Source organism: Psychroflexus gondwanensis ACAM 44 (assembly GCF_000355905.1).
GTDB lineage: Bacteria > Bacteroidota > Bacteroidia > Flavobacteriales > Flavobacteriaceae > Psychroflexus > Psychroflexus gondwanensis.
Window position 1 is genome coordinate 121774 of the sequence record NZ_APLF01000004.1, and the last position, 23448, is coordinate 145221.

Here is a 23448-nt window from a genome sequence, read left to right on the forward strand (position 1 = left end):
CAAAGATAATAAGTTTTTAGGTTTTCTAGGACTTCAAAAATATGTTCTTAGTATATATGTATTAGCTTACTTTATGGTAATAAAAGTTTTGATACTGATATTACAAAGAGTTAATGATTTGGTCAACCTTATTTAATCAAATTGACCTTTAACTTGACTAATTTTAATAAATTTGAATTAAAACAAAATTCGATGAATGAAGAGCTTTTAAAGCAACTCAAAAACAAGTATGAAGCCTTAGGAGAGAATCCTGAAACTTACTTAAAAGGCCTTTTGCATTCCAAGCCTCTCAATTATTGGGATTATATTGAAGTAGATACCTTGTTGTCTTTACAAAAACCTAAAACAGATTTTAAAGACGAAACCGTTTTTATCATTTATCATCAAATTACTGAGCTTACCTTAAAGCTTATGATCCATGAGGCTCGACAAATTACAGAACTTAAAGACTTTACTAAGGAAGAGGTCTTTATGGATAAGCTCAAACGACTTATGCGCTATACCGATATGCTTATCACTTCTTTTGATGTCATGAAAGACGGCATGGATTACGACGATTACAATCAATTTCGATTATCTCTAACACCGGCTAGTGGGTTCCAGAGTGCGCAGTTTCGTCATTTGGAATTGATGTGCACACCTCCCATTAATTTAGTAAATGAAAGCGGAAAAAAAGAGCTTTCCACCTCTCCTAGCACTGATGACATTTTTGAAAATATCTATTGGAGAGATGCTGGCTATAACAGAAGTACTGGTAAAAGCACTCATACGCTTAAGGCCTTTGAAGAAAAATACCTTGAAGGTTTTAAAGCTTTAGCAGTGAATATTCAAGGCCACAGTATTTTAGAACACTATTTAAAATTTGAAAACCCCAGCGAGAAACTAAAAATTAGAATGAAAGATTTTGACCATCACTACAACGTAAGATGGCCAATGGTTCACCTTAAGACTGCAACAAAATACTTGCAAAAGAAAGGAAAAACAAAAGAAGCAACTGGTGGTTCCGACTGGAAAAAGTATCTTCACCCTAAATATCAGCAACGCTCTTTTTTTCCGGATTTATGGAAGGGGGATGATATCTTAAATTGGGTATAATTTTTGATCAATTGTAAGTATGAAATTCTCAAAGCTTTTTTTAATTGCCACTTTCGTATTAAGCTTTCATTTTTTGAAAGCTCAATCTGATTTTGACATGTTTGAGCCTAGACTAATTACATCCTTAAGTTTTACTGAAGACCCTTTTAGCCTTAGAACAGTGGGAAGGCAGTTTAATTTACCTGAAGTCAATATTTTTAAAGACCCCTTTTCTTCAAGGCCAGAAATAAATATGGTAGAAGCAGCGAACAGAAAAGCTTATAGAGCTAAGCAACAACAAGAGCAACAATTTTCTTTTGTAGAAAGACAAACTGCTATGTTTGGTAATTTCAAACCAAAAATAGACAACAGTTCGTCTTCACCTTGGGCTCCCTCATATCACAATCAACCTATATATTCAGATCTCCATAGACTCAAAAATTCTGCTTATGAAGATTTAGGGGACCAATATCGATTTATATCTCCGTTTTATCAATTATCGCCTTACAGAAGATCTTCAGGAACGGGATTTTACTTTAGATAATTTCTTTTTTAATATAGATACCAACTCCATTTTCAATAGTAATTTGCCTGTTTTTATATAGTGTTCCTATAGCTTTTTTGAAAGCTTTCTTACTCAGATGAACCGTATTATATATCTGCTCAGGATTGGACTTATCATGTAAAGGAAGAAAACCATCCTCTGTTGCTTGAAGAACCTCCATCACCTTATCGGCATTTGGTTCAATACCCCTATAACCTGGGCGTTGAAGAGAGACATCTATTTTATTATCAGGTCTTATTTTTTTGATAATCCCTTTGAGTTTATCTCCAGTTTTTAATTCTTGAAAGACTTCATCTTTATATAGTAACCCTGAATGAATTTCATTAATAATGACATTATATCCCATATCTGTAGGATTAGTCACAATCAAATCTACTTCATCAAAATGCTCTACAGTAAGGATAGAATTATCGACAAATTTATTGACACGACTCGATGCGACTAGACGGTTGGTTTGCTCATCTAAATAACAGAATATCAAATAATGCTCACCTTCTACCATTCTGTAGGCTTGCTCGATGTGAGGGACAAACAGATGTTTTTCTAATCCCCAATCCAAAAAAGCACCAAAATCATTACTGTCGACGCACTTCAAAAAAGCAAATTCATCTAACATCACTTTAGGCTCCAAGGTTGTCGCTACTGGACGCTCATCGAAGTCTAAATAGACGAACACCTCCAACTGATTTCCGATTTCAAACTGCTCTGGTTTGTATTTATTGGGGAGAAGAACCTCTTCTTCAGTAGAATCTTGTATTAAAAACAATCCTGGAGGGGTGTCTCTATCAATCGTTAAGGTATGCTTTACGCCTAAGTCTAACATTAAATTTAATTTATTTGTAAAAGTAAGTAAAATTAAGCTTGCTTATAAATTAAGCCGCCACTAAGACTTTAAAGATTTAGGTTGAAGCACAGACTTGAAATCAATATTATTTTTTAGGAAATCAAAATAACTCAATAAGACTTTGTCATTTTTTAATCGAGGGGTGAAGATTTCAATAAGTTGTGGACTATTATTTCTTTCAAAAAAAGCGGGTAACTCCTTGTTTACCTCTTTTTGATCGTGTGCAGTTACGTAGTTTATGCCATACATAGCACATAAATGCTCAGCATTAAACTGATGGGTGGTCTCAAAGAAATTTTCAAAATAGTCCTCTTCTTTATTACCGGGTAGAATTCTAAATATTCCGCCGCCAGCATTATTCAAGAGAATAATTTTGAAATTCTTTGGGATGTACTGGTTCCAAAGCGCATTAGAATCGTAAAAAAAACTCAAATCTCCAGTTACCAAAGTGGTTGGTTCTCGACTAGCTACAGCATAACCTATGGCTGTAGAGGTGCTGCCATCTATTCCACTAGTTCCCCTATTGGCGAAGGTCTTTATAGGACGTTTAGAATCAAATAAATTAGCATACCTAATGCTTGAACTATTGGCGAAATGAACGATTTCATCTTGAGGTAAGGTCTCAAAAAGGCTATAGTAAAAAGCAAAATCTGTAAATTCTATGCGTTGCTTGTAAATCTCTCTATACTCTAGGGTTTTTAACTTAATAGCATTCCAAGATTCAAAGTAGGAAGAATGAACTTCATCTAAGCTAGGCCTTACAATTTTAAAAAAGGAATTCACCGACGTTTCAAAATGCTGGGTCAAGGAAAAAAAGGTGTCATTTGCTTCTCTTGGATCGATATGGAAATGCTGTTTTGGTTTGTATTGTCTTAAAAATTTCTTTATTTTTTTAGAGACAATCAACCCGCCAAAGGTAATAAGCATTTCTGGCTGCAGAGCTTCAAAAAGCGAAACCGAATCTGACTCCTGCTCTATTGGAGCCAGTATTGAGTCGATATTCGTAAAGAAATTAGCATCGGAGATATTGGAGGTAATTTCTGTCATCACAATAACCGAAGGATCTTCAGACAACAACTTCAAAACCTCTATGTCTATTTTTTCATCAAGATTTACCCCTACCAGGACCAATTTTTTCTTAGAAGAATTCCAAGCTTTCGCAAATGCAGAACTATCAAATTCAACCGACTCCAGATTAAATGCATCCTGACTAGAAATCTTAACGTTCAATTTCTCAACTTTATGATACAAGGGCTCATCAAATGGGGCATTGATATGAACAGGACCTTGTTTTAGAATAGCAGTCTGTAAAGCTTTATGTGTTTCCTTAGCATTAAAATCATGAACAGATTTATCTTCAGAATTATGAAAGTCTCCTTTAAGATTAGCAGAATAGAGGATATGATTTTTAAAGACATTTGTTTGTCTTATAGTCTGTCCATCACCAATGTCGATAAGGTGTTTTGGTCGATCTGCAGAGATCACTACCAAAGGTAAATTGCTATAAAAAGCTTCTGATACAGCTGGATAATAGTTTAAAAGAGCTGAGCCTGAAGTACAAACTACCGCAACTGGGGTATTGAAACGCTGAGTCATTCCTAAAGCAAAAAAAGCGGCACAACGTTCATCAACGATGCTATAGGCTTTTATTTTAGGGTGATGAGCAAGTGTAATAGTGAGTGGGGCGTTGCGAGAACCAGGAGAAATAACTACATGTTCGATGTGATTTTTTACACAAAGTTCTGTTATAATTTGAGCTGTAGGAATTGAAGAATAAATCTGCTTCATGATACAAAAATACAAGGAACTATGCCTATACCTTAAGGTTATTCAAATTCTTATAGCACTTTTAACATCGTCCTAGATTTATTGACCGTTTCGGTCCATTCTTCTTCAGCAATACTATCTTTAGTAATTCCCCCACCTACGTATACATGCACCTTTCCATAATTAAAACTCATACATCTCAAATTCACATATAAATTGGAGGCTCTCACAATTGATTTGTAAGCTTGGTTTTCTTGATTTCTAGTTCTCTTGGATCGTTGTGTTTGCTTAGCCACGTTTAATTCTCCAAAAAAACCAGTATAAAACTGCCTATCATAGCCTTCATTCTCTTTTAAAAATTTGTAAGCCTTTGCTTTGGGAAGACCACAAACAGCTGGGGTGGGGTGTAAATCTTTTAAGACTAAACCCAATTTGGAAGAGTCTAAGTCTGTTGAAATGTCTGTTCTAAGATGAAACAAATCTCCAGCCTGATCGGTTGTTCTAGGATGAACTTGCACATTTTGGGTGTGATTTTCCAAGGCACTCACGATTTCATCGGTTACGATCTGCTGCTCATCTAGCTCTTTTTGTGTCCACTCCCGATTTTCATTTACTCGCTTTGTTCCAGCTAAAGCCATCGTTTCAAATTTGGTCCTATACGTTTTGGCAAATATTTCTGGTGAAGCTCCAGCCCATAAGCCTATTTCTGGATGAAACCAGACATAAGTAAAAGCTTCTGGATAAAAATGTATTAACTTCAAAAGCAACTCTTGTGGATTTTCCAAAGTATAATCCTGGGTCATTACCCTAGAAACCACTACTTTTTTATATTCCTCGTTTTTAATTGCTGTAATGGTGTGCTGCAACAAATCTATGTATTTATTCTTATCGGATAGAGTATTCTTTAGGCTGAATTTAGACACATAATCTATTTCAGCATCGATGAGCTCATACTTAAGAACATCAGAGTTCTCTTCAGAAAAAAAGATGGGCCGAGAGTTAACTTCAAAAGGTGAAAAGATAAATCCAGACTCTTCATAATTCTGAAGGTAACGTAAACCAGCTTCCTTTTGAAAAAAACAACTCACCTCTCCAGAATTTGGAGAATGATAGGCGACGAAAGGCAAGTTAGAAGCCCATTGTTTCTGTATATCTTCTTTTAGTTTTTGCATTATTTCGCTTTTGGTAAAGCAATTGTAGTCAACTTTACAGCAGAAATAAGCCGTCCTTCTTCATCTTTCAGTTTGATGTCCCACACCTGAGTTGTTCTTCCCTTATGGATGAACTGGGCTGTTGCAAATACGTCTCCACTACTCAAACTTCTTACATGATTAGCAGAAATTTCTAAACCGCGAATCATAAAATTTTTGGTATCCAAAAAAACAAAACAAGCTGCGCTCCCAACACTTTCAGCTAAAGCTACCATAGCACCGCCATGTAAAACTCCATCGGGTTGATGTACTTTTGGTGTTACAGGCATCTTAGCCACCAAAAAATCATCACCTACATCAACGTAAGTGATATCTAAAGTTTCCATTAACGTATTCTTATTATAAGCATTGCACTGCTCGAGTATCTTTTCTTTATTCATGATTGCTTTATCAGAATTCAAAATTACAAAAGGAAATTCATTGCTTACTAGAAGTAAGTCGATTTTAAAATACTTTTATAACTTCCATAAAACGTTAAAAAACGATTTAATGGTCAGCATAAAATTCTTTGAGATAGGCTTCAGATTTTTTCCCCTGTATAGAAAACCGATTTCGATGTCGATCTGATTTTAAATTATAGTAAGGAAACCACTTCCATAAAAATCCACCAGCAAACCAATCTTCTTTCCATAAGCTTTGGTGTAAAGCCTTTAACAGGTTGAGTTGTGCATTTTCATTTGACTTATCTTCCACTCTTTTAGAAACCCAAGGCTTCTCTCCTGCAAAATCTATACTCCTATATCCGTATTCTGTGAATAACACTCGTGTTTGAAAATCTTTAGAATAGGCCTTGAGATCTTCTTTTAAAATCTCCCACTTCAAAAAAGCCTCTTCAAAACCAGGAGTTTTAGAATTAGAAATGGGAAAATAAGCATCAATACCTATAAAATCTAGACTATCCCAAAAGTAAACTTCGGTATACGTATCCCAGTTTTCTGCGTAAGTGAGATCACCAGAATAAACAGATTTGACTTCATCAATAAGCGAACACCAAAACACAGGTCTTTGATTTACAAAGCTATTTAGTTCAGTACCAATACAAAACAATTTAACTTTCATAGATTCAGCTAGATGTGCAAACGCTAAAATGTATTTTTTGTAATTGTCTTCAAACTGAATCCAATCCTCTTCAGAAAACATCTTGATATCTCCAGTAAAATTACCATTCCAAACCCAAATGTGAGGTTTTAACATCACTCCTAACTTTTGAGCCTGTAGCGTTTCGATATCTGCTTTGATACCACTCATGGTTTCACCAAACCATTGTTTATTTGTATCAAAAACAAGTTCTGGTTGAGAGAGTTTAGGCATAAAAGCATAAGGCATAACACTTACGAAATTAGAATTTAAATGAACTATTGCCTTCGCATGATTTTGAGTGATGGCATTTCTGGAGGCTACCATACTTATTCCATTTATCTGTGTGTTTTCTTTAAATTGGGAGTGAAGTGAAGAACATCCAAGATAGAAAATAAAGAAAATTGAAAAATAATGTCTCAGATAGCTCATGTAAAGCGAAATTAATCAATTACTTTGATTTTTATAAAGAGAAAAAAAAAACAAGAATGAGTCATCAGAATCAAGTGAGTTACCAAACAACCAATACTTACTCTACCCTCAATAAATTAACCAATAAAACACAAAATATATGGATAGCCTGCCATGGAATTGGCTTTTTGAGCAAGTATTTCATTAGTTACTTTGAGGATTTAAATCCAGAAGAAAATTATATCATCGCCCCTCAGGCTCCTTCTAAATACTACCAAACCAAAGCCTATAAATATATAGGAGCCTCTTGGCTTACCAAAGAAAACAGAGAGCTTGATACAGAAAATATCTTAAATTATTTAGATGCACTCCTTACCAAAGAATCTCTTCCCACCGATAAAAATATAATTTTGATGGGGTTTTCCCAAGGCGTATCGGTCGTGACACGGTGGATGGCTCAACGCCATATAACTTGCGATCATTTGGTTCTTCATTCTGGAAGCATTCCCGATGAATTTGATGCACAAGATTTTAACTATTTACCAGAATTAAAAACCAGTATTATTTATGGATCAAAAGATGGGTATTTAACCGAAGAGAAAATCCAAACTCAACTTAAAATAGCTTCTACTATTTTCCCTAACCCTGCTGAGATTCTGAAATTTGAAGGCAAACATGAAATGCATAAAGCAAGTCTTGAGAAAGTAGCTAGCGCTATAAATCTCTAATAATTAATTTCTAAAATTTCAATAGGCCGAGAATCTTGGCCTAGTTTAAATTCAAAATTATCTCCTTCCTTTTTAGAAGTCATCGCTATTGCTAGTGGTGAGGTAAAGGCTATTTTCTTTTCTTTGATGTTGGCCTCATCCACTCCTACAATTTTGAAGTCTTGAATGGAACCGTTCATTTTGAACTTTACAGTCGCACCAAACCGAATTTCGCTTTTATTTTGTTGTTCTGGATTTAGAACTTGTGCACTATTTAATCTTTCATTGAGCAGCTTTAATTTTCCATCAATCACTGCCAATTCTCGTCTTCGCTCGGTATCGTCTTGAATATTAAGATCGGCTCTTTGTTTCTCTAGTTTTATTTTTTCTTCTCTGAGCATCTCTTTTCCTTGAGGAGTAACGTAATTGGTCACACCATCAGGCAAGGAGGCTCTTGGTGGTATTACAGGCGGTTCCTCTTGATCGCTTTCCTTTACAAATCCTCTACTCATAATATATATTTGAATTCAATATAACAATAAAGCTGTACAAAATGAAATTTTCACTCTGTACAGCTTTATCTAACAAACTAAATAAACAACCATGAACTTACTTCTGGTCTCTTTCTGGAGGATATTCCTCCAAGATTTTATTTACTATTTTATTAATTTTTTCTTCTTTCTTTTCCATATCAAGGCTCAAAATACCCGTTCCTAATCCTTGCCAAACCAATTCATTTTTTCGAGCATCAATAAAATCGATATACAGCGTTCCTTCTACATTACTTGATACTATATTATTTCCGCCAGGACCCCAGAAATAAGGATTCCATCCCCATCCATAACCAAAATTATTTTGATGAATATTTACATTTTCTCTGGTTTCTGTAAAGATACTTATGAGTAAGTTTGGATTGGAAGCTTTAAACATGCCCTTAGCCTCTAATTCTCTTTCTATAGCTCTTAGAATTCTTTTTTTATCTAAATCAGAAATTTTAGCTTCGTCTATGCCAGGTTTAAAAAAAGCAAAAGACGTATACATTTTAAAATCTACTTCTTTATCATAATCTGTTGCGACTCTAACTGACGAACATGACATTATAGACATAATTCCTAAAAAAAGCAATAGGCGTTTATAAATTTTCATGATTATAGTGTTTTTAATATTGAATCTTCTACATGAAACGGTAAGGTTACTTTTAGCTTAGGTTCTTGACGCATAGCTCTTTTTATAGCGATTTCTGCACCTTCATTCCTAGCCCAAGATCGTCTGGCTACACCATTGTTTACATCCCAATGCAGCATAGATTTTAATTTCTTACCTGCTTCTATACTACCATCAAGTAACATGCCAAAACCTCCGTTGATAACTTCTCCCCAACCTACACCTCCTCCGTTGTGTATACTCACCCATGTCGCGCCTCTAAAACTGTCTCCTATTACGTTTTGAATTGCCATATCTGCTGTAAATTTACTTCCATCATAAATATTTGAAGTTTCTCTATACGGTGAGTCCGTTCCAGAAACATCGTGATGATCTCTACCCAAAATAATTTCACCAAGATCACCTTCAGCAATAGCATTGTTAAAAGCATCTGCAATCTTCATTCTCCCTTCTGCATCGGCATATAATATTCTCGCTTGAGATCCTACTACCAATTTATTGCCTTGAGCTCCTTTTATCCAAGTAATGTTATCTTGCATTTGTAGTTGTATATCTTTCTCGGAGGTTTTTATAAGCTCTTCTAGAACTTGAGTAGCAATATCATCTGTCTTCGCTAAATCTTCGGGTTGTCCTGAAGCACAAACCCACCTAAAAGGGCCAAACCCATAATCAAAACACATAGGTCCAATGATGTCTTGAACATAACTAGGATAGGCAAACTCTTTTGAATTTGATTCTGCATCTCTTGAACTAACACGCTGTCCTTTATCATTTTTATGAACTTTAGCTCCAGCTCTAGAAGCCTCCAGCAAAAAAGCGTTCCCATAATCGAAAAAGTAAGTCCCTCGATTTGAATGAGTATTTATAGCATCAACATGACGTTTTAAGGTGTTTTCAACTTCAGTTTTGAAAATTTCAGGTGAATTTACCATCAGTTCGTTGGCATCTTCGTAACTGAATCCAACGGGATAATAGCCGCCTGCCCAAGGATTATGAAGCGAAGTTTGATCTGATCCTAAATCGATGTGGATATTTTGTTCTTCAAATTTCTCCCAGACTTCAACGATATTTCCTTGGTAAGCAATTGAAAGTACTTCTTTATTTTTCTTTGCTTGAGTTACTCTTTGGACTAAAAAATCCAAATCATCAATAACCTCATCTACCCAACCTTGCTCATGTCGTGTTTGTATAGCTTTTGGGTTAACTTCGGCACAGACTGTCACACAACCCGCTATATTACCAGCCTTAGGCTGTGCTCCACTCATTCCCCCAAGGCCAGAGGTTAGAAACAATCCTCCATTTGGAGATTTATTAATTTTTCTAAATCCATTTAAAACTGTAATCGTCGTCCCGTGAACTATGCCTTGAGGGCCTATATACATATAGCTTCCTGCTGTCATTTGTCCATATTGGGAAACTCCAAGGGCATTAAACCTTTCCCAGTCCTCTGGTTTAGAATAATTGGGAATAGTCATTCCGTTAGAAACCACTACCCTAGGTGCTGAATTATTAGAAGGGAAGAGCCCTTGTGGATGACCAGAATTCATGACCAGAGTTTGGTCATCTGTCATTTCTGCTAAATATTTCATAGTTAACCTGTACTGAGCCCAATTTTGAAAAACTGACCCGTTGCCTCCATAAGTAATCAATTCATCGGGATGTTGAGCGACTGCCTTATCTAAGTTGTTCTGAATCATAAGCATAATAGCCTTAGCTTGAAGACTTCTGCCTGGATAATCTGAAATTGGTCTAGCATAAATCTCAAAAGTTGGCTTAAATCGAAACATATAAATCCTGCCATAAGACTCTAACTCTTCTTTGAATTCTTTTGCTAAAGTTTTATGGAAGTGTTGTGGAAAGTATCTTAGCGCATTTTTGAGGGCAAGAAGTTCTTCTGAAGCCGTTAGGCATTTTTTTCGTTTCGGGGCGTGATTGAGAGCACTATCATAATTTCTTGGTAATGGCAATTGTGATGGTATTCCTTCTAAAATTTCTTCGCTGAACGTCATATCTATGAATTATCTCTTCCCTTTTTGTAACCGTATGGGCAATGTCTACAACCACTTTTACAACAGTAACCTCGCTTGAGGTGGTACTGTTCCGTAAAGCACCTATAGCCTTCTTTTGTTATGTAATAGTCACCCTCTTCCAAGGGTAATTGCTTTTTAAAATTAATCATTACTAGAAATTTAAATAAACCAGACTACAAATTGAATTTAAGACTGTAATTTTGAATTTTATTCTGAATCTACCTATGACTTCCACGTCTTTTTTTTCTAAAAATTTCTCATCGCCCAACCAATTTATTGGAAAATTTAATGGCGTTGAGTTAGTTGTGAAACGAGAAGATTTAATTCATCCTATAGTCTCGGGCAACAAATTTAGAAAGCTTAAATATAATCTTTTAAAAGCTCAGGATGAAGGATTTACTAAAATCCTAACATTTGGTGGAGCCTACTCAAATCACATTGCGGCAACTTCAGAAGCCTGTCATATTCTCGGTTTAGAGTCTATCGGAATTATACGTGGGCAAGAACTAGGAGAAGATTTGCAGAAAACACTCGCCAGTAATCCAACGCTTAATTTTGCATACCAAAAAAACATGGAGTTGGTTTTTGTAACCAGAAAAGACTACAGGCTTAAAGAAGGTATTCCAAGCCTCAAAGACCTCTTTGAGTCAGATTTATCAATTTATAGCATTCCAGAAGGAGGCTCTAATGCATTAGCTATAAAAGGCTGCACTGAAATATTAACTGCAAAAGATGACAGTTTTGATGTCATTTGTTCATCGGCGGGGACTGGCGGAACGGTTGCTGGCCTTATAGAGGCCTCAAAACCTCATCAACATGTCTTAGGTTTTTCTGCTTTGAAGGGAGATTTCCTTCAAAATGAGATCTCCAGATGGACTTCAAAATCCAATTGGTCTCTTCAAACCGACTTTCATTTTGGAGGCTATGCTAAAGTAAATTCAGAATTGATAGACTTCATAAATTCCTTTCAAAGTAAATATCAAATTCAACTGGACCCCATTTATACTGGAAAGATGTTTTACGGCATTTTTGAATTAATAGACTCAGGCTTTTTTTCCAAAAATACTCGTATTTTAGCAGTTCATACGGGAGGCCTTCAAGGAATTGAAGGTATGAACCGTAGTTTAAAACAAAAAGGACTTCAAACCATTACCCTTTTATGAAACTAAAAACCAGCCTCTATATCCTCTTAGTGATTTTAATATCATCCTGTGGATCTTCAAAAAAATCTGTAGCAACAATATCTAAAAAGACCGAGGCTTCCAGGGAAGTCCCTAGAGCCGATCCTCGACCAAAGGAGAATAAAGAGGTAGACAGAACAGAAGACTTGGTGGTTTCTGAAGCTGAAATAGACCTTGCCAGCTTAAGCCCAGTCGATCGCTACATATACGATTATGCGGGTGTTGCCCAAGAAGAAATGAGACTCTACGGCATCCCTGCGAGCATTAAGATTGCTCAAGGAATTCTGGAATCTGGATCTGGAAATGGCCCGCTCACAAGGCGCTCTAACAATCATTTCGGGATAAAATGTAACGGCTGGCAAGGCGAGAAGGTCTATCATGATGATGATGAGGCTCAAGAATGTTTTAGAAAATACAATGACCCCAAATATTCCTTCAGAGATCATTCTTTATTTTTATTTGAAAGAAATCGGTATGCTTTTTTGTTTGATTATAAGAGCGATGATTACACCTCCTGGGCTAGAGGATTAAAACGTGCAGGCTACGCAACAGACCCTAGATATCCTCAAAAATTGATAAGTCTCATTGAACGGTATAACCTTAATGAGTTTGATAAAGAAGTGTTAGGAAAAAATGCAGATATGCCTTTACCGAAGCCACAGAGGGTTTCAAATAGCGATTTAGAATTCTATCTCGTCAAAAAAGGGGATACACTTTATAATATTTCTGAAAAATTTGACTTAACTGTTGAAGAATTAAAATTAATTAATAGGTTGAAGCATGACCACATCCAAATTGGTCAAGAATTAAAAGTAAAAACAAGATAATATGATTTACAAACGAAGTAGTGCATTGTTTAATGAAGCCAAAAAGTACATTCCAGGGGGTGTGAATTCTCCTGTGAGAGCATTCAATGCTGTGGGTGGCGATCCTATTTTCGTAAAAAAAGCTAAAGGAGCTTATCTATATGACGAAGACGATAACAAACTGATTGATTATATCTCATCATGGGGCCCTATGATTCTTGGGCATGCGCATCCAGCTGTTGTTAAAGCAATAGTGGAGCGAACAAAAGACGGAACATCTTTCGGTATTCCTACTGCTCTAGAAACTGAGATTGCTAAACTTGCAGTGAATATGGTTCCAGGAATTGATAAGATTCGATTTGTCAATAGTGGTACTGAAGCCTGTATGAGTGCCGTAAGGTTGGCGAGAGGGTATACCCAAAAAGATAAAATCATCAAGTTTGCAGGATGCTACCACGGACATAGTGACTCCTTTCTCATCCAAGCCGGAAGTGGTGCCGTAACTTTTGGTGAACCAAATTCTCCAGGAGTTACCAAAGGAACTGCAAAAGATACTCTGTTAGCAGATTACAATAATTTAGAAAGCGTTGAAAAGCTAGTAAAAGAAAATAAAGGAGACATAGCTTGTATTATTATAGAACCTGTCGCCGGTAATATGGGTTGTATTCTTCCCAAAAAAGGATTTCTTGAAGGTCTGAGACAGATTTGTGATGATAACAAGATCTTGCTAGTATTTGATGAAGTGATGACAGGCTTTAGGCTTGCACCAGGAGGTGTCCAAGAATTATTGGGAGTTGAAGCCGATATTGTGACGTTTGGAAAAGTTGTAGGTGGAGGTCTACCCGTTGGGGCTTTCGCTGGAAAATCAGAGATCATGAATCATCTTTCTCCGGACGGCCCAGTTTATCAAGCGGGTACTCTTAGTGGTAATCCCTTGGCTATGGCGGCAGGGTATACCATGCTCAAAGAGCTGAACAACAATAGAGAGATCTTTGAAAGCCTTGATAAAAAGACTGCATATTTACATGAAGGCATGGCCAAGGTGCTTAACGACGCTAATATTGATCACCAAATCAACAGAATAGGATCTATGATTTCTATTCACTTCTGCAAGGAACCTGTCGTCGATTTTGAAACGGCTGCTCATGGAAATAACCCTAAGTTTAAAACCTACTTTCATGGGATGCTGGACCGAGGTGTCTATATGCCCCCTAGTGCCTTCGAGAGTTATTTTTTAAATGATGCTTTGTCTTATGAAGATATAGACCACACCGTCAATGCACTTTCTGAATTTGTCCATGAGTTAAAATAATTTTTTTGAAAATGCTTAGGATATTATTGACTAAATGTTAATTTTATCAAAATAAAAATCTAATCTAATGGAAACTAACCAAACTAAACCACCAATGCCCTCTAACCATTTGGCATTGGCTATCATTACTACTATTTTATGCTGTTTACCAGCGGGAATTGTAAGCATTGTTTATGCCTCTCAGGTTAACACAAAGTATAATGCAGGAGATTACGAAGGCGCAGAAAAGTCTTCTAAAAATGCGAAAACATGGTGGATTGTTGCCCTTATCGTTGGACTTGTCATTGTGATCGCTTATGCATTATTTATTTTTGTATTTGCGGGTGAAGCTTTTTTGGATGCTTATAATGAAGAGATGCAAAATTATAATTAAAAGCATAAGTGAAGAAAAGCATATCAATTCTTAAAAAAATAAGCATACCCATTGCGATTCTAGCCTTGGGTATGCTTTATTTTAATTTAAACCCAAAGTCTTTTGCCTACTTCCCAAAATGCCCCTTTTATAGTTTTACCGGTTTGTACTGTCCTGGATGTGGATCCCAACGTGCTTTTCATGAAATGCTCCACGGAAATTTATGGGTAGGCATCCAACATAATTTTCTTATAATCTTAGCTCTTTTGGTTATTTTCTATAAGTTTTATGTATTTTTCCATAATAGTTTTCAAAAGGAAAACACAGTTAAAAACATACTTTATCATAACGCAGCGCCATGGGTCATATTGGTAGTTGTGTTGAGTTTTTGGGTTTTGAGAAATATCCCGATGGATCCATTCATTATTTTGGCTCCTTGATCCTATATGATGGTATTACAGATTTTAGTTTTATTTATAAGCGTTTCTTTCTTTTTTTATGGACTAGGATGTTTTTATAGTCCTACCATGTATAAAGAATTTGAACGTTTTGGTTTATCTAAGGGGCAAAGGAAAATCACTGGATTTTTTCAAGTCTTAGGAGCTTGTGGCCTGAGTTATGGATTTTATTTCAATCCTATTTTAGGGTTCTCTGCTGCTTTGGGTCTTAGCGTTTTAATGAGTCTTGGATTTGGAGTCCGGCTAAAAATAAAAGACAGCTTCGTACAATCCTTTCCTTCTTTATTTTTTGCGCTACTTAATTTGTTTGTCTCTTACCAATTCTATGCCTTGCTAATTTCAGTTTAATTAAACCAAATTAAAGTACCAAGGAATCATAAAACTTGAAATTACCCAGAATAAAAAATTCAAAAAGATCCCTACTTTAAAAAAATCTTTGAATTTATAATTTCCAGCACTATAGACCATGGTATTGGTTTGATAACCAATGGGTGTCATAAAAGTAGCTGAAGCAGCAATCATAACCGTAACCAAAAAAGGTAAAACTTCTACGCCAGAGGTATGCGCGATAGCTATCGCAATAGGGGTCATAAGAGCTGCAGAGGCATTGTTGGACATGACTTCCGTTAGCAGAGAGGTAGCTAAATACAATCCAGAAATCACCGCAATAATTCCCATGGGCGCAAGTTGATCTACCAACGCTTCTGCGATAAACAAGTCAAGACCTGTTTTATTGATAGCTAAACCTAAACTAAGCGCTCCAACCAATAAGAAAATTATCTTCCAGTTGATAGCTTCATAAATTTCTTTCATGCTAAGAATCTTAGCCAAAACAAGGATGATAACAGCTGAAATGGCCCCTACCATAATATCTAAAATTCCAAGACTCGCTAAAACAACCATAATGGAAATAAGACCTATCACAATACCAAATTTCTTTTTATCAAATTCTGTGATATGATTTTCTGATAAAAGAACAAAAGGTGTGTTTTGACCAGCTTCTAATTTATTTAGTTCTTTGACATAATGTGATTTTACTTCGGCCAGAATGACATCTCCTGCGCTCAGTTTAACATCGTATAAATCATCATGCTTAATATCTTCTTTATGCTTTATCGCCAGTGGTATAGCTCTATAGCGCCTCCTAAAATCGAGCTCTTTTAGGGTTTTTCCGTGAATTTCTGAAGAGGAGGTAATCACCATTTCTACCAAAGCTGAATTCTTACCAGATAGATCACTATCCCCTATTTTTAAGGGAGACACTGCTAAAGTTTTTGTTTTTCCTTTTAGGGATTTCAACTTTTCTACATCACATTTCACTTTCAGGATATCACCTTCATTTAATTCAAAATCACCTGGAGGTAAAGTAAATGAGTTGCCGTTTCGCCTTACTTCAATAATATCTATATTGAATTCTGTCACCAATTCGGAGTCCATAATTTTTTTGCCAATGGATGATGAATTGGATAACAACTCGACTAAAGTGATGTAATTATTGACGTCAAATTTGGATTTTAAATCTTTAGAACGCCTTGATTTAGGTAATAATTTAATACCGAAAATCGACATATACACCACACCTACAACAAGTAATACCCCTGCAATGGGAGTCATTTGGAACATACTTATAGCTTGTTCGCCCTCTTTTTCAGCTATCCCGCTCACCAAAATATTGGTAGAAGTCCCAATTAAAGTACACATACCACCGAAAATGGAAGCGAAAGAGAGAGGTATAAGCATTTTGGAAGGACTTTGCCCCGAAGCATGGGCAATTTGAATAACCACGGGAATAAAGACTGCAACGACCGGTGTATTATTCACAAATGCTGAAATAATAGCGATCATAAACATCATCATCAAAATTCCTGCATTGAATTTATATCGGAAAATTTTTGATAACCGATGAGCTAGGACTTGTAAAGCTCCAGTTTTGAGAAGTGCTGCACTCAATACAAACATAAAGGCCACAGTAATGGTTGCTTTGTTACTAAAGCCCTCTACCCCTTCTTCAGGCGTAATGACTCCTCCTATTACCAAAATAATCATGATAGAAATAGCAACAAGGTCTATAGGTAAGGCTTCTGTCGCAAAAAGAATAATTGCAAGAACAATGACACCAATAGTTATAATTGCAGCTGTGGTCATTTATTTTTTTTGTTCAAATATAGAATAGTCTACTAAATCTATAGACTTTATTTGTAAAAAAATAGATTCAACTATAAATCGGTAATTAAATGACGTTCTCTTTTGATGATTTCCGCTAGATTCGCTTTCTTGAGGAGTTCCACAGTTTTGTTTCTTACTTCATAAAAAACATCCCTTATTCCGCAGGTTTCTTCATCCTTACATTCCTCACACCTTTCGTAATATTTGTAGGTCACACAGGGAAGAAAAGCGATAGGCCCATCAAAAAGACGCATCACATCAGCTAAGTTAATATCTTCTGGATTTTGTAACAGATAATAACCACCGCCCTTTCCTTTTTTGCTAGCGAGAACCCCAGCCTTTTTTAGATTAAGTAGAATAGACTCTAAAAATTTTCTGGGAATATGTTCTTTTTCAGCAATTTCACTAATGACAATAGGTCCTTCTCCGTTTCGCTTTGCAAGATAAACCAAAGCGTTAATTGCGTATTTTGTCTTTTTTGAAATCATTCTTACAAATATATCATTATTCATCTTTAAAAAAATGGAACTGAAATTGTAATTTGCGATTTCAATTTCGAAATCCATTTCATGACCTCTCAAGTGATAGCAAACAGTCTTTCTCATCTTAAAAAATACTTCGGTTACGATAGTTTTAGAAAAGATCAAGCTGAAATTATTAAACATGTTTTAGACGGTAAAGATGCCCTTGTCGTGATGCCCACTGGTGGAGGAAAGTCGATGTGTTTTCAGCTTCCTGCCTTAGAATTTGAGGGACTTACTCTAGTTATTTCACCACTCATCGCTTTAATGAAAGATCAAGTTGATGGATTGAGAAGCAATGGAATTCCTGCAGATTTCTACAATTCTACCCAAACTCCTGAAGTCCAACTTGAGATTAAATCTAAAGTAGCCAACCGAAAAATAAAACTGCTTTATACAGCCCCAGAAAGTTTATCTGGACTCCAAGAGATTTTAAGCGAAACTTATATCAGTTGTGTTGCTGTAGATGAAGCTCATTGCATCTCTTCTTGGGGTCATGATTTTAGACCTTCCTACCAGCAACTTGGATTTTTAAAAAAGTCTTTACCTAACACACCCGTCATTGCTTTAACAGCAACTGCAGACAAAACTACCCGGAAGGATATTTTAAAGCAATTGGGGATCCCAAAAGCTAAAGCTTTCCTCTCTTCTTTTGATAGAGAAAATATTTTCCTTGAGGTGAGAGTTGCAGATAAACGCCTCAAACAAATTGAAAACTTTCTTTTAAGAAGGAAAGATGAAGCTGGCATAGTGTATTGTTTAAGTAGAAAATCCACTGAAAAATTAGCCAAAGATCTTACAAAGAAGGGATTTAAAGCGAAGGCCTATCATGCTGGTTTAGCATCTGAAGAGAGGTCCAAAATTCAAGAAGAATTTGTCTATGATAAGACTCAAATTATTTGTGCAACAGTAGCCTTCGGAATGGGAATTGACAAGTCCAACGTTCGTTGGGTGATACACTATAATATGCCTAAAAACCTTGAAGGCTACTATCAAGAAATAGGTCGTGCTGGGAGAGATGGCTTGCAGGCGAATGCTCTTATGTTTCATTCTTATGCAGATGTGATACAATACAAACGCTTTATTGAAAATAGTATGAACCAAGAGGTTCAGGAAGCTAAACTGGACCGTATCAAACAATTTGCGGAGGCTACCTCCTGTAGAAGGCGTGTTCTATTAGGTTACTTCGGCGAACACCTTACAGAAAATTGTGGGTTTTGTGATGTTTGTAAGAATCCTCCTCGCTTTTTTGATGCCAAACTTACAGCACAAAAAGCACTTTCTGCTGTAGCGCGTGCTAAACAAAAAGAGCCTATAGGGATGATTATAGATATTTTGAGAGGGGCAAAAAATGCCGCGATCTACGACAAGGGATATCAAAATATTAAAACCTATGGCATTGGTGACAACATAAGCTGGAAAGACTGGCAGCATTATATTTTACAACTTATTAATTTAGGCTATATAGAAATTGCATTTCACAGAGGGAATGCTTTAGAGTTTACACCACTAGCCAAAAAGGTCTTATTTGAAGATGAACAGGTTTGGCTAACGAAACCTAAACAAGATCAGATTTCGTCTTCACAACCAAAACAAACCTTGAAATCTTCTAACTTGTTCACTCAGTTGAAACAATTGAGAATGCAAATATCTATTGAAGAAAACATACCGCCCTACTTAGTTTTTAACGATGCCACTTTAAAACAAATAGAAAAAGAGAGGCCACTTGACGAAGATGAATTTAAAACCATTAGCGGTGTAAATTCTTTAAAGTCTGAAAAATATGCCGATAGCTTTATTGAAGTCATTGAGAAATTCAACATTAAAAAAAGAAAGAAAACCTCAACTTATGAGCAGACCTATACTCTTTTCAAAAATGGAAATAGCATTGAAGAAATTGCAAAAACAAGAAATTTAAAGTCGACGACAGTCATTTCACATCTCTGCACTCTAGTAGAAAAAGGTAAACCCATCGATTTAAGTAAACTGGTTTCATCTTCCGAAGTAAAAAAAGTCGAAAATATCCTCAAAGAAACAGACTACGAAGGAGCCCTAAAACCGATTTTTGAAGCTCTAGAAGGAAATATGAGTTACGAAAAAATTAGGCTTGCAGTAACAATTCTTAAAAAATAATTATTTATTTCTAACAATAACAGTACTCGCTTTTACACCAGTCAACAAATTCCAAACGTTTCTAGATATCATTTTTGAACCATCTATAATTTTCAACTCTGCAGTATTAGGACCTGCTTCACCTTGATTCAACGCAATAAACTCTATTTTATTGAAACCAATTTCTATAGGAATAGTAATTTCTTTATAAGCATTTTCGAGTAGTAGATTTTCTACGATAATCTTACCGTTTAACCTTACCTGTACGCGATCTCCATCATACATCATATGGTCTCTACAGATAAAAACAATCTTATCTGAAGAAGTCACGAATTCACCGAGACTCATGTCTTCAGCCCATTCTTCCTTCATGTTTTTATTCTCGTCCTCAGGCTTTCTATTCAGTTTATCTGTCCATATATCGCTAGGATTCGTAAACTGAGTCTTAGCCTTAAAATCAACACCCTCTTCATTTTTAGCAAAAATATCTTTGACTTTACTTCTATTGGGTACACCTAGTCTATTCATTCCCGAAGAAGAATTTGAAGACTTAAATTTTGGGTTATTGATCACTTCAGATCCACGAGAAGGAAAGTCGCGATTTTGTGCATTCGCCATAAAAGCAACACAAAGTAAAAAGGGTAAGAAGCTGATTTTAAAGATTTTCATAATTCAAATATACTTAATCTTAATGTACATAAATTATACCACACGCAAAATTCTTTCTTAAAACCTCAAAATTGAATGGCAAAGTAAAGACCATGATGAGTTGTCGAGACAGGAATAATTTTAGAAACAATCTTTATAAATGGAAGGCCGTTCTTCAGTTTTAATAACTCTGGTTGCGATGACTCACCAAATTCCATTCTCAAGTTTTGTAGAAGTTCTTCCATTGAATTGGCGATAAGTGATCGAGTAAACGTTGAATAAGAGACACTACTATAAATATAATTCTCGCTATTAAAGGTGGTTGTTTTAACAGAGTTTCCCTCGAAATGAACCAAACCGTTTTCTAAATCAATAAGTTCACAATAAAATGCAAAAGGGTTGAAAATTGACTTAAAATTAAGTTCTCGCTGAAAGGCTTTATAGGCACTTTCTTTCATAGTCCAAAGCCGCCAAAACCTTTGTTCAGGGTTTGGACTTGATAAAACTAAATTTTGTTCATTTTGAGAAAGTACCTTTTCCATATACCTAGGTCTGAAGATATTTGAATCGGTTTTAGCTTTCTTTAGGTCTACAATGTCATTTCCAATCACTTACTTTTAAGTTTCTTTTGAATCACATTGACAGTCGCTTCTACGCTAATCATTTTTTCCATGTCGTCATTTTCAATCCGGATATCGAATTCATCTTCCACGTCTAGCACTACATCCACTAAGTTCGCTGAATTGATTTGCAAATCGTTTATAAAATCGGATTTGGATGTCAAATTATCGAAATTTTCTTGATGATTGACATAAGGTTGAACGATAACCTTCAATTTATCCTGTATTGCTTCAGCAGTCATATGATCTTTTTGGAAGCAATTTACAAATTAGTTTTCGTAAATCAAGGATATGGGGAGAAGCCCATAAGGTTTATAGTTGAAGACTGATTTTGGAATTTCAAGGCAAACCTCTAGCAATTACACTTACAATAAGAGATTAAATCAGAAACCATCAAGCCACTACAGTTGATATTCAGATTAAAAAGAAGAGATTACATTTATTTTTTAGAACTCAGTTTTAACTTACACCTAAAACTTTCAAAAAGAAAGTTCACTCCTGTCATAATAGCTATAAGCGATAGTGTTCCTGCTAGAACCCACTTCCAAGTTTCGGCATCACTATGTTTCATAAAGCCACTTTCCACGAGTGCCGAGAGTCCAAAACCTAGTAATCCCGTTCCTAACCCACCAAATATCCAAAACCGTTTTTTAAGCTGAGTTGTCTCCATTACTGTATTTTTTCAAAATTACACAAGCGTTCACATCGCCAAAACCAAAACTAGCTTTAGCGATAATATTCAAGTTCTTTTTTAGTAAAGTCCTAGGGATTTTCTCCTTATCGACTATCTTCAAAATATTTGGATGTATAGTGTCGCAATTCAAATTTGGAAATATAAAGCCTTGGGATAATTCCAAAATAGAACTCACGAGTTCTACACTTCCTGCTGCGGCCAAGGCGTGTCCAACATGACTTTTTAAAGAATTGATGTAAGGGAAGTTTTTTCCGGATTTTTGTAAGGCTTCAGACCAATTCTGCACTTCAGTAGCATCCATAGCGGTAGCGGTAAGGTGAGCATTAATAAGGTCTATATCTTCTGAATTTACTCCTGCCTCTACTAAAGCTTTTGAAATACAACTTTTAACTGCTGAAGAATTAGGCGCGGTCATACTCCCCTGTTCTCTTTGCCCTCCAGAATTGATACAACCTCCTAAAACTTCAGCATAAATGGGGGCTTCTCTTTCTAGAGCAGATTCCAAACTTTCTATAAGCATGGCTCCTGCGCCGCTGGAAGGCACAAAACCAGCTGCAGATTCGCTCATAGGCTTCGAAGCTTCCTCTGGCCTATCATTGTACTGATGCGGTAAAATACGGAGAGCATCAAAACCACCCCACACATAAGGTCCAGAGTCACTACAACTCCCGACTAACATTCGTTTAGCCTTCCCTGAAGAAATACGGTCATACCCCATTAGCAAAGCTTCTGTTCCTGTGGTGCAGGCGGAGGAATTGGTGGTAACTTGATTGCCACAGCCTAACTTACCTCCCAGAAAAGCACTTATCCCGCTAGCCATTGTTTGCAGAACACTGGTACTTCCCAAGCGTCGGACTTGCTTTTGGTCTATACGGTGAAAGGCTTCTCTCAACTTATCTACACCTAAAACTCCAGTCCCAAAGATAATTCCTGAGTCTGGATCGACCTCCTCCGTAATGTCCAAACCAGCATCGGCCCAAGCTTCTTGACCAGCAATTCCTCCATAAATAAGTCCCGTAGCTAATAAACCCCTTTGCTCCAAAGCGGTAAAATAGGTATCCATAAGCTCTTGAGAAATCTCAGGAATTCCTCCAATCTGACAACTAAATTTCAACTCTTTTAAATTTGAATGAAACTGAATTCCACTTTTACCAGATTTTATAGCATCCGTAAAAGGGGAAACCCCAACAGCATTGGATGCCACAACTCCTAAACCCGTAATCACTACTCTTTGTGTCTTCATAATTAAATTAAAATAACACCTGCGATGTCTCCTCTTAAAATTAAGTCTCCATTGATATTAAACATTTTAACCGATGACTTCAACTTATTAAATCTAAAATAAATCTTCTCTGCTTCAATGATGACTTTTTCATCGGGCAAAATGGGTTTTAGAAATTCTATGTTGGTGCTGGTCATTGCAAGTCGAATCTTCCCTATGTCTGAATTCTTATCTTGAGAAAGTATGAAAAGTCCTAAACTAGCTAAGCCAATCTGAGCAGCACATTCGGTGAGAATTACTCCTGGAGTAATGGGATGATCTTTAAAATGCCCTTTATAAAACCAAGAGGAGGCTTTGAAAGTGTAACTGCCTTTTATAAAATCTTCAGAGACGTCTTCAATTGTATCGACAAACAAAAAAGGGTGTTGATAAGGAAGTTGAGAGATAAGTTTGTTTTTCAATAGATTTTAGTTTTGAATATTAAAATTACACAGATAATTTAAAAC

The 23448-nt window shown here is 36.0% G+C and carries 27 protein-coding genes; 10 read left to right on the plus strand and 17 right to left on the minus strand.

The features are described 5' to 3' along the window. Window positions 1-192: 192 nt before the first annotated feature. Together PGOND44_RS04275 and PGOND44_RS04280 are read left to right on the plus strand one after the other, a co-directional pair. Window positions 193-1095 carry a tryptophan 2,3-dioxygenase family protein gene (locus tag PGOND44_RS04275; RefSeq protein WP_003437074.1) on the plus strand — a complete coding sequence of 301 codons (903 nt, stop codon included), beginning with the start codon at window positions 193-195 and terminating at the stop codon, window positions 1093-1095. Window positions 1096-1168: 73 nt separating this feature from the next. After that, window positions 1169-1618 carry a hypothetical protein gene (locus PGOND44_RS04280; RefSeq protein WP_236611964.1) on the plus strand — a complete coding sequence of 150 codons (450 nt, stop codon included), beginning with the start codon at window positions 1169-1171 and terminating at the stop codon, window positions 1616-1618. Here PGOND44_RS04280 and PGOND44_RS04285 read toward each other — a convergent pair. The 5 genes from PGOND44_RS04285 to PGOND44_RS04305 form a co-directional block, all read right to left on the minus strand. After that, a complete protein-coding gene (locus PGOND44_RS04285; protein ID WP_003437081.1) occupies window positions 1611-2462 on the minus strand; it encodes a CvfB family protein in 852 nt (283 codons plus the stop codon). The genes PGOND44_RS04280 and PGOND44_RS04285 overlap by 8 nt on opposite strands. 60 nt (window positions 2463-2522) lie before the next feature. Continuing rightward, window positions 2523-4271 (minus strand): 2-succinyl-5-enolpyruvyl-6-hydroxy-3-cyclohexene-1-carboxylic-acid synthase, encoded by a 1749-nt coding sequence (menD, locus tag PGOND44_RS04290; protein ID WP_003437085.1) that lies wholly within the window; start codon window positions 4269-4271, stop codon window positions 2523-2525. 50 nt (window positions 4272-4321) lie between these two features. After that, the gene (locus tag PGOND44_RS04295) at window positions 4322-5422 is read right to left on the minus strand and encodes a chorismate-binding protein (RefSeq protein ID WP_003437088.1); all 1101 of its coding nucleotides are present in this window, start codon (window positions 5420-5422) and stop codon (window positions 4322-4324) included. Continuing rightward, window positions 5422-5841 carry a PaaI family thioesterase gene (locus PGOND44_RS04300; RefSeq protein ID WP_003437091.1) on the minus strand — a complete coding sequence of 140 codons (420 nt, stop codon included), beginning with the start codon at window positions 5839-5841 and terminating at the stop codon, window positions 5422-5424. The genes PGOND44_RS04295 and PGOND44_RS04300 overlap by 1 nt, the downstream gene beginning before the upstream one ends. Before the next feature lie 106 nt (window positions 5842-5947). Beyond that, a complete protein-coding gene (locus PGOND44_RS04305) occupies window positions 5948-6970 on the minus strand; it encodes a glycoside hydrolase family 113 (RefSeq protein WP_040555788.1) in 1023 nt (340 codons plus the stop codon). 56 nt (window positions 6971-7026) lie between these two features. Between PGOND44_RS04305 and PGOND44_RS04310 the strand changes: the two genes are divergently transcribed. Continuing rightward, window positions 7027-7677 (plus strand): alpha/beta hydrolase, encoded by a 651-nt coding sequence (locus PGOND44_RS04310; RefSeq protein ID WP_040555790.1) that lies wholly within the window; start codon window positions 7027-7029, stop codon window positions 7675-7677. On the opposite strand, the gene PGOND44_RS04315 is transcribed toward PGOND44_RS04310, so the two are convergent. The 4 genes from PGOND44_RS04315 to PGOND44_RS15660 all read right to left on the minus strand — a co-directional run bounded on the left by PGOND44_RS04315 (window position 7674) and on the right by PGOND44_RS15660 (window position 10999). Then, window positions 7674-8168, minus strand: a complete 495-nt coding sequence (locus PGOND44_RS04315; protein ID WP_003437101.1) for a GreA/GreB family elongation factor — start codon at window positions 8166-8168, stop codon at window positions 7674-7676. The two genes, PGOND44_RS04310 and PGOND44_RS04315, sit on opposite strands and share 4 nt — an antisense overlap. Window positions 8169-8265: 97 nt before the next feature. Next, window positions 8266-8802, minus strand: coding sequence for a DUF4136 domain-containing protein (locus tag PGOND44_RS04320; RefSeq protein ID WP_003437104.1), 537 nt, complete (start codon window positions 8800-8802; stop codon window positions 8266-8268). Between the two features lie 2 nt (window positions 8803-8804). Then, on the minus strand, window positions 8805-10829 hold the full coding sequence (locus PGOND44_RS04325; RefSeq protein ID WP_003437107.1) for a urocanate hydratase: 2025 nt from the start codon (window positions 10827-10829) through the stop codon (window positions 8805-8807). A gap of 2 nt (window positions 10830-10831) precedes the next feature. After that, window positions 10832-10999: a DUF5522 domain-containing protein gene (locus tag PGOND44_RS15660; RefSeq protein ID WP_162138433.1), complete on the minus strand. Its 168-nt coding sequence runs from the start codon at window positions 10997-10999 to the stop codon at window positions 10832-10834. A 75-nt stretch (window positions 11000-11074) separates the two neighbouring features. Between PGOND44_RS15660 and PGOND44_RS04330 the strand changes: the two genes are divergently transcribed. The 6 genes from PGOND44_RS04330 (at window position 11075) to PGOND44_RS04355 (ending at window position 15307) form a co-directional block, all read left to right on the plus strand. Beyond that, entirely contained in the window at window positions 11075-12013 is a 939-nt protein-coding gene (locus tag PGOND44_RS04330) for a 1-aminocyclopropane-1-carboxylate deaminase/D-cysteine desulfhydrase (protein WP_003437110.1), read from the plus strand. Then, window positions 12010-12858: a glucosaminidase domain-containing protein gene (locus PGOND44_RS04335; RefSeq protein ID WP_003437113.1), complete on the plus strand. Its 849-nt coding sequence runs from the start codon at window positions 12010-12012 to the stop codon at window positions 12856-12858. The genes PGOND44_RS04330 and PGOND44_RS04335 overlap by 4 nt, the downstream gene beginning before the upstream one ends. Before the next feature lies 1 nt (window position 12859). Beyond that, window positions 12860-14149 (plus strand): glutamate-1-semialdehyde 2,1-aminomutase, encoded by a 1290-nt coding sequence (hemL, locus tag PGOND44_RS04340; protein ID WP_003437116.1) that lies wholly within the window; start codon window positions 12860-12862, stop codon window positions 14147-14149. A gap of 67 nt (window positions 14150-14216) precedes the next feature. Beyond that, window positions 14217-14522 (plus strand): CD225/dispanin family protein, encoded by a 306-nt coding sequence (locus PGOND44_RS04345; RefSeq protein WP_003437118.1) that lies wholly within the window; start codon window positions 14217-14219, stop codon window positions 14520-14522. A gap of 8 nt (window positions 14523-14530) precedes the next feature. Next, window positions 14531-14941, plus strand: coding sequence for a DUF2752 domain-containing protein (locus PGOND44_RS04350; protein WP_003437121.1), 411 nt, complete (start codon window positions 14531-14533; stop codon window positions 14939-14941). 9 nt (window positions 14942-14950) lie between these two features. Next, window positions 14951-15307, plus strand: coding sequence for a DoxX family protein (locus tag PGOND44_RS04355; RefSeq protein ID WP_223810198.1), 357 nt, complete (start codon window positions 14951-14953; stop codon window positions 15305-15307). On the opposite strand, the gene PGOND44_RS04360 is transcribed toward PGOND44_RS04355, so the two are convergent. Together PGOND44_RS04360 and PGOND44_RS04365 are read right to left on the minus strand one after the other, a co-directional pair. Further along, window positions 15308-17104: an SLC13 family permease gene (locus tag PGOND44_RS04360; RefSeq protein WP_003437126.1), complete on the minus strand. Its 1797-nt coding sequence runs from the start codon at window positions 17102-17104 to the stop codon at window positions 15308-15310. Window positions 17105-17175: 71 nt separating this feature from the next. After that, window positions 17176-17613, minus strand: coding sequence for an RrF2 family transcriptional regulator (locus PGOND44_RS04365; protein WP_040555823.1), 438 nt, complete (start codon window positions 17611-17613; stop codon window positions 17176-17178). 81 nt (window positions 17614-17694) lie between these two features. Here PGOND44_RS04365 and recQ point away from each other — a divergent pair, with 81 nt between their 5' ends. After that, window positions 17695-19779, plus strand: coding sequence for a DNA helicase RecQ (gene recQ, locus PGOND44_RS04370; protein ID WP_003437131.1), 2085 nt, complete (start codon window positions 17695-17697; stop codon window positions 19777-19779). Here recQ and PGOND44_RS04375 read toward each other — a convergent pair whose 3' ends face one another. The 6 genes from PGOND44_RS04375 to PGOND44_RS04400 all read right to left on the minus strand — a co-directional run bounded on the left by PGOND44_RS04375 (window position 19780) and on the right by PGOND44_RS04400 (window position 23403). Then, window positions 19780-20427 carry a hypothetical protein gene (locus PGOND44_RS04375; protein WP_003437133.1) on the minus strand — a complete coding sequence of 216 codons (648 nt, stop codon included), beginning with the start codon at window positions 20425-20427 and terminating at the stop codon, window positions 19780-19782. A 65-nt stretch (window positions 20428-20492) separates the two neighbouring features. Beyond that, entirely contained in the window at window positions 20493-21017 is a 525-nt protein-coding gene (locus tag PGOND44_RS04380; protein WP_003437138.1) for a 4'-phosphopantetheinyl transferase family protein, read from the minus strand. Next, the gene (locus tag PGOND44_RS04385; protein WP_003437141.1) at window positions 21014-21268 is read right to left on the minus strand and encodes an acyl carrier protein; all 255 of its coding nucleotides are present in this window, start codon (window positions 21266-21268) and stop codon (window positions 21014-21016) included. Before PGOND44_RS04385 ends, PGOND44_RS04380 begins: the two co-directional genes overlap by 4 nt. A gap of 197 nt (window positions 21269-21465) precedes the next feature. Then, the gene (locus tag PGOND44_RS04390) at window positions 21466-21696 is read right to left on the minus strand and encodes a hypothetical protein (RefSeq protein WP_003437146.1); all 231 of its coding nucleotides are present in this window, start codon (window positions 21694-21696) and stop codon (window positions 21466-21468) included. Next, the gene (locus PGOND44_RS04395; RefSeq protein WP_003437148.1) at window positions 21677-22963 is read right to left on the minus strand and encodes a beta-ketoacyl-[acyl-carrier-protein] synthase family protein; all 1287 of its coding nucleotides are present in this window, start codon (window positions 22961-22963) and stop codon (window positions 21677-21679) included. Before PGOND44_RS04395 ends, PGOND44_RS04390 begins: the two co-directional genes overlap by 20 nt. A gap of 2 nt (window positions 22964-22965) precedes the next feature. Beyond that, a complete protein-coding gene (locus PGOND44_RS04400) occupies window positions 22966-23403 on the minus strand; it encodes a 3-hydroxyacyl-ACP dehydratase FabZ family protein (RefSeq protein ID WP_003437150.1) in 438 nt (145 codons plus the stop codon). Window positions 23404-23448 lie beyond the last annotated feature (45 nt).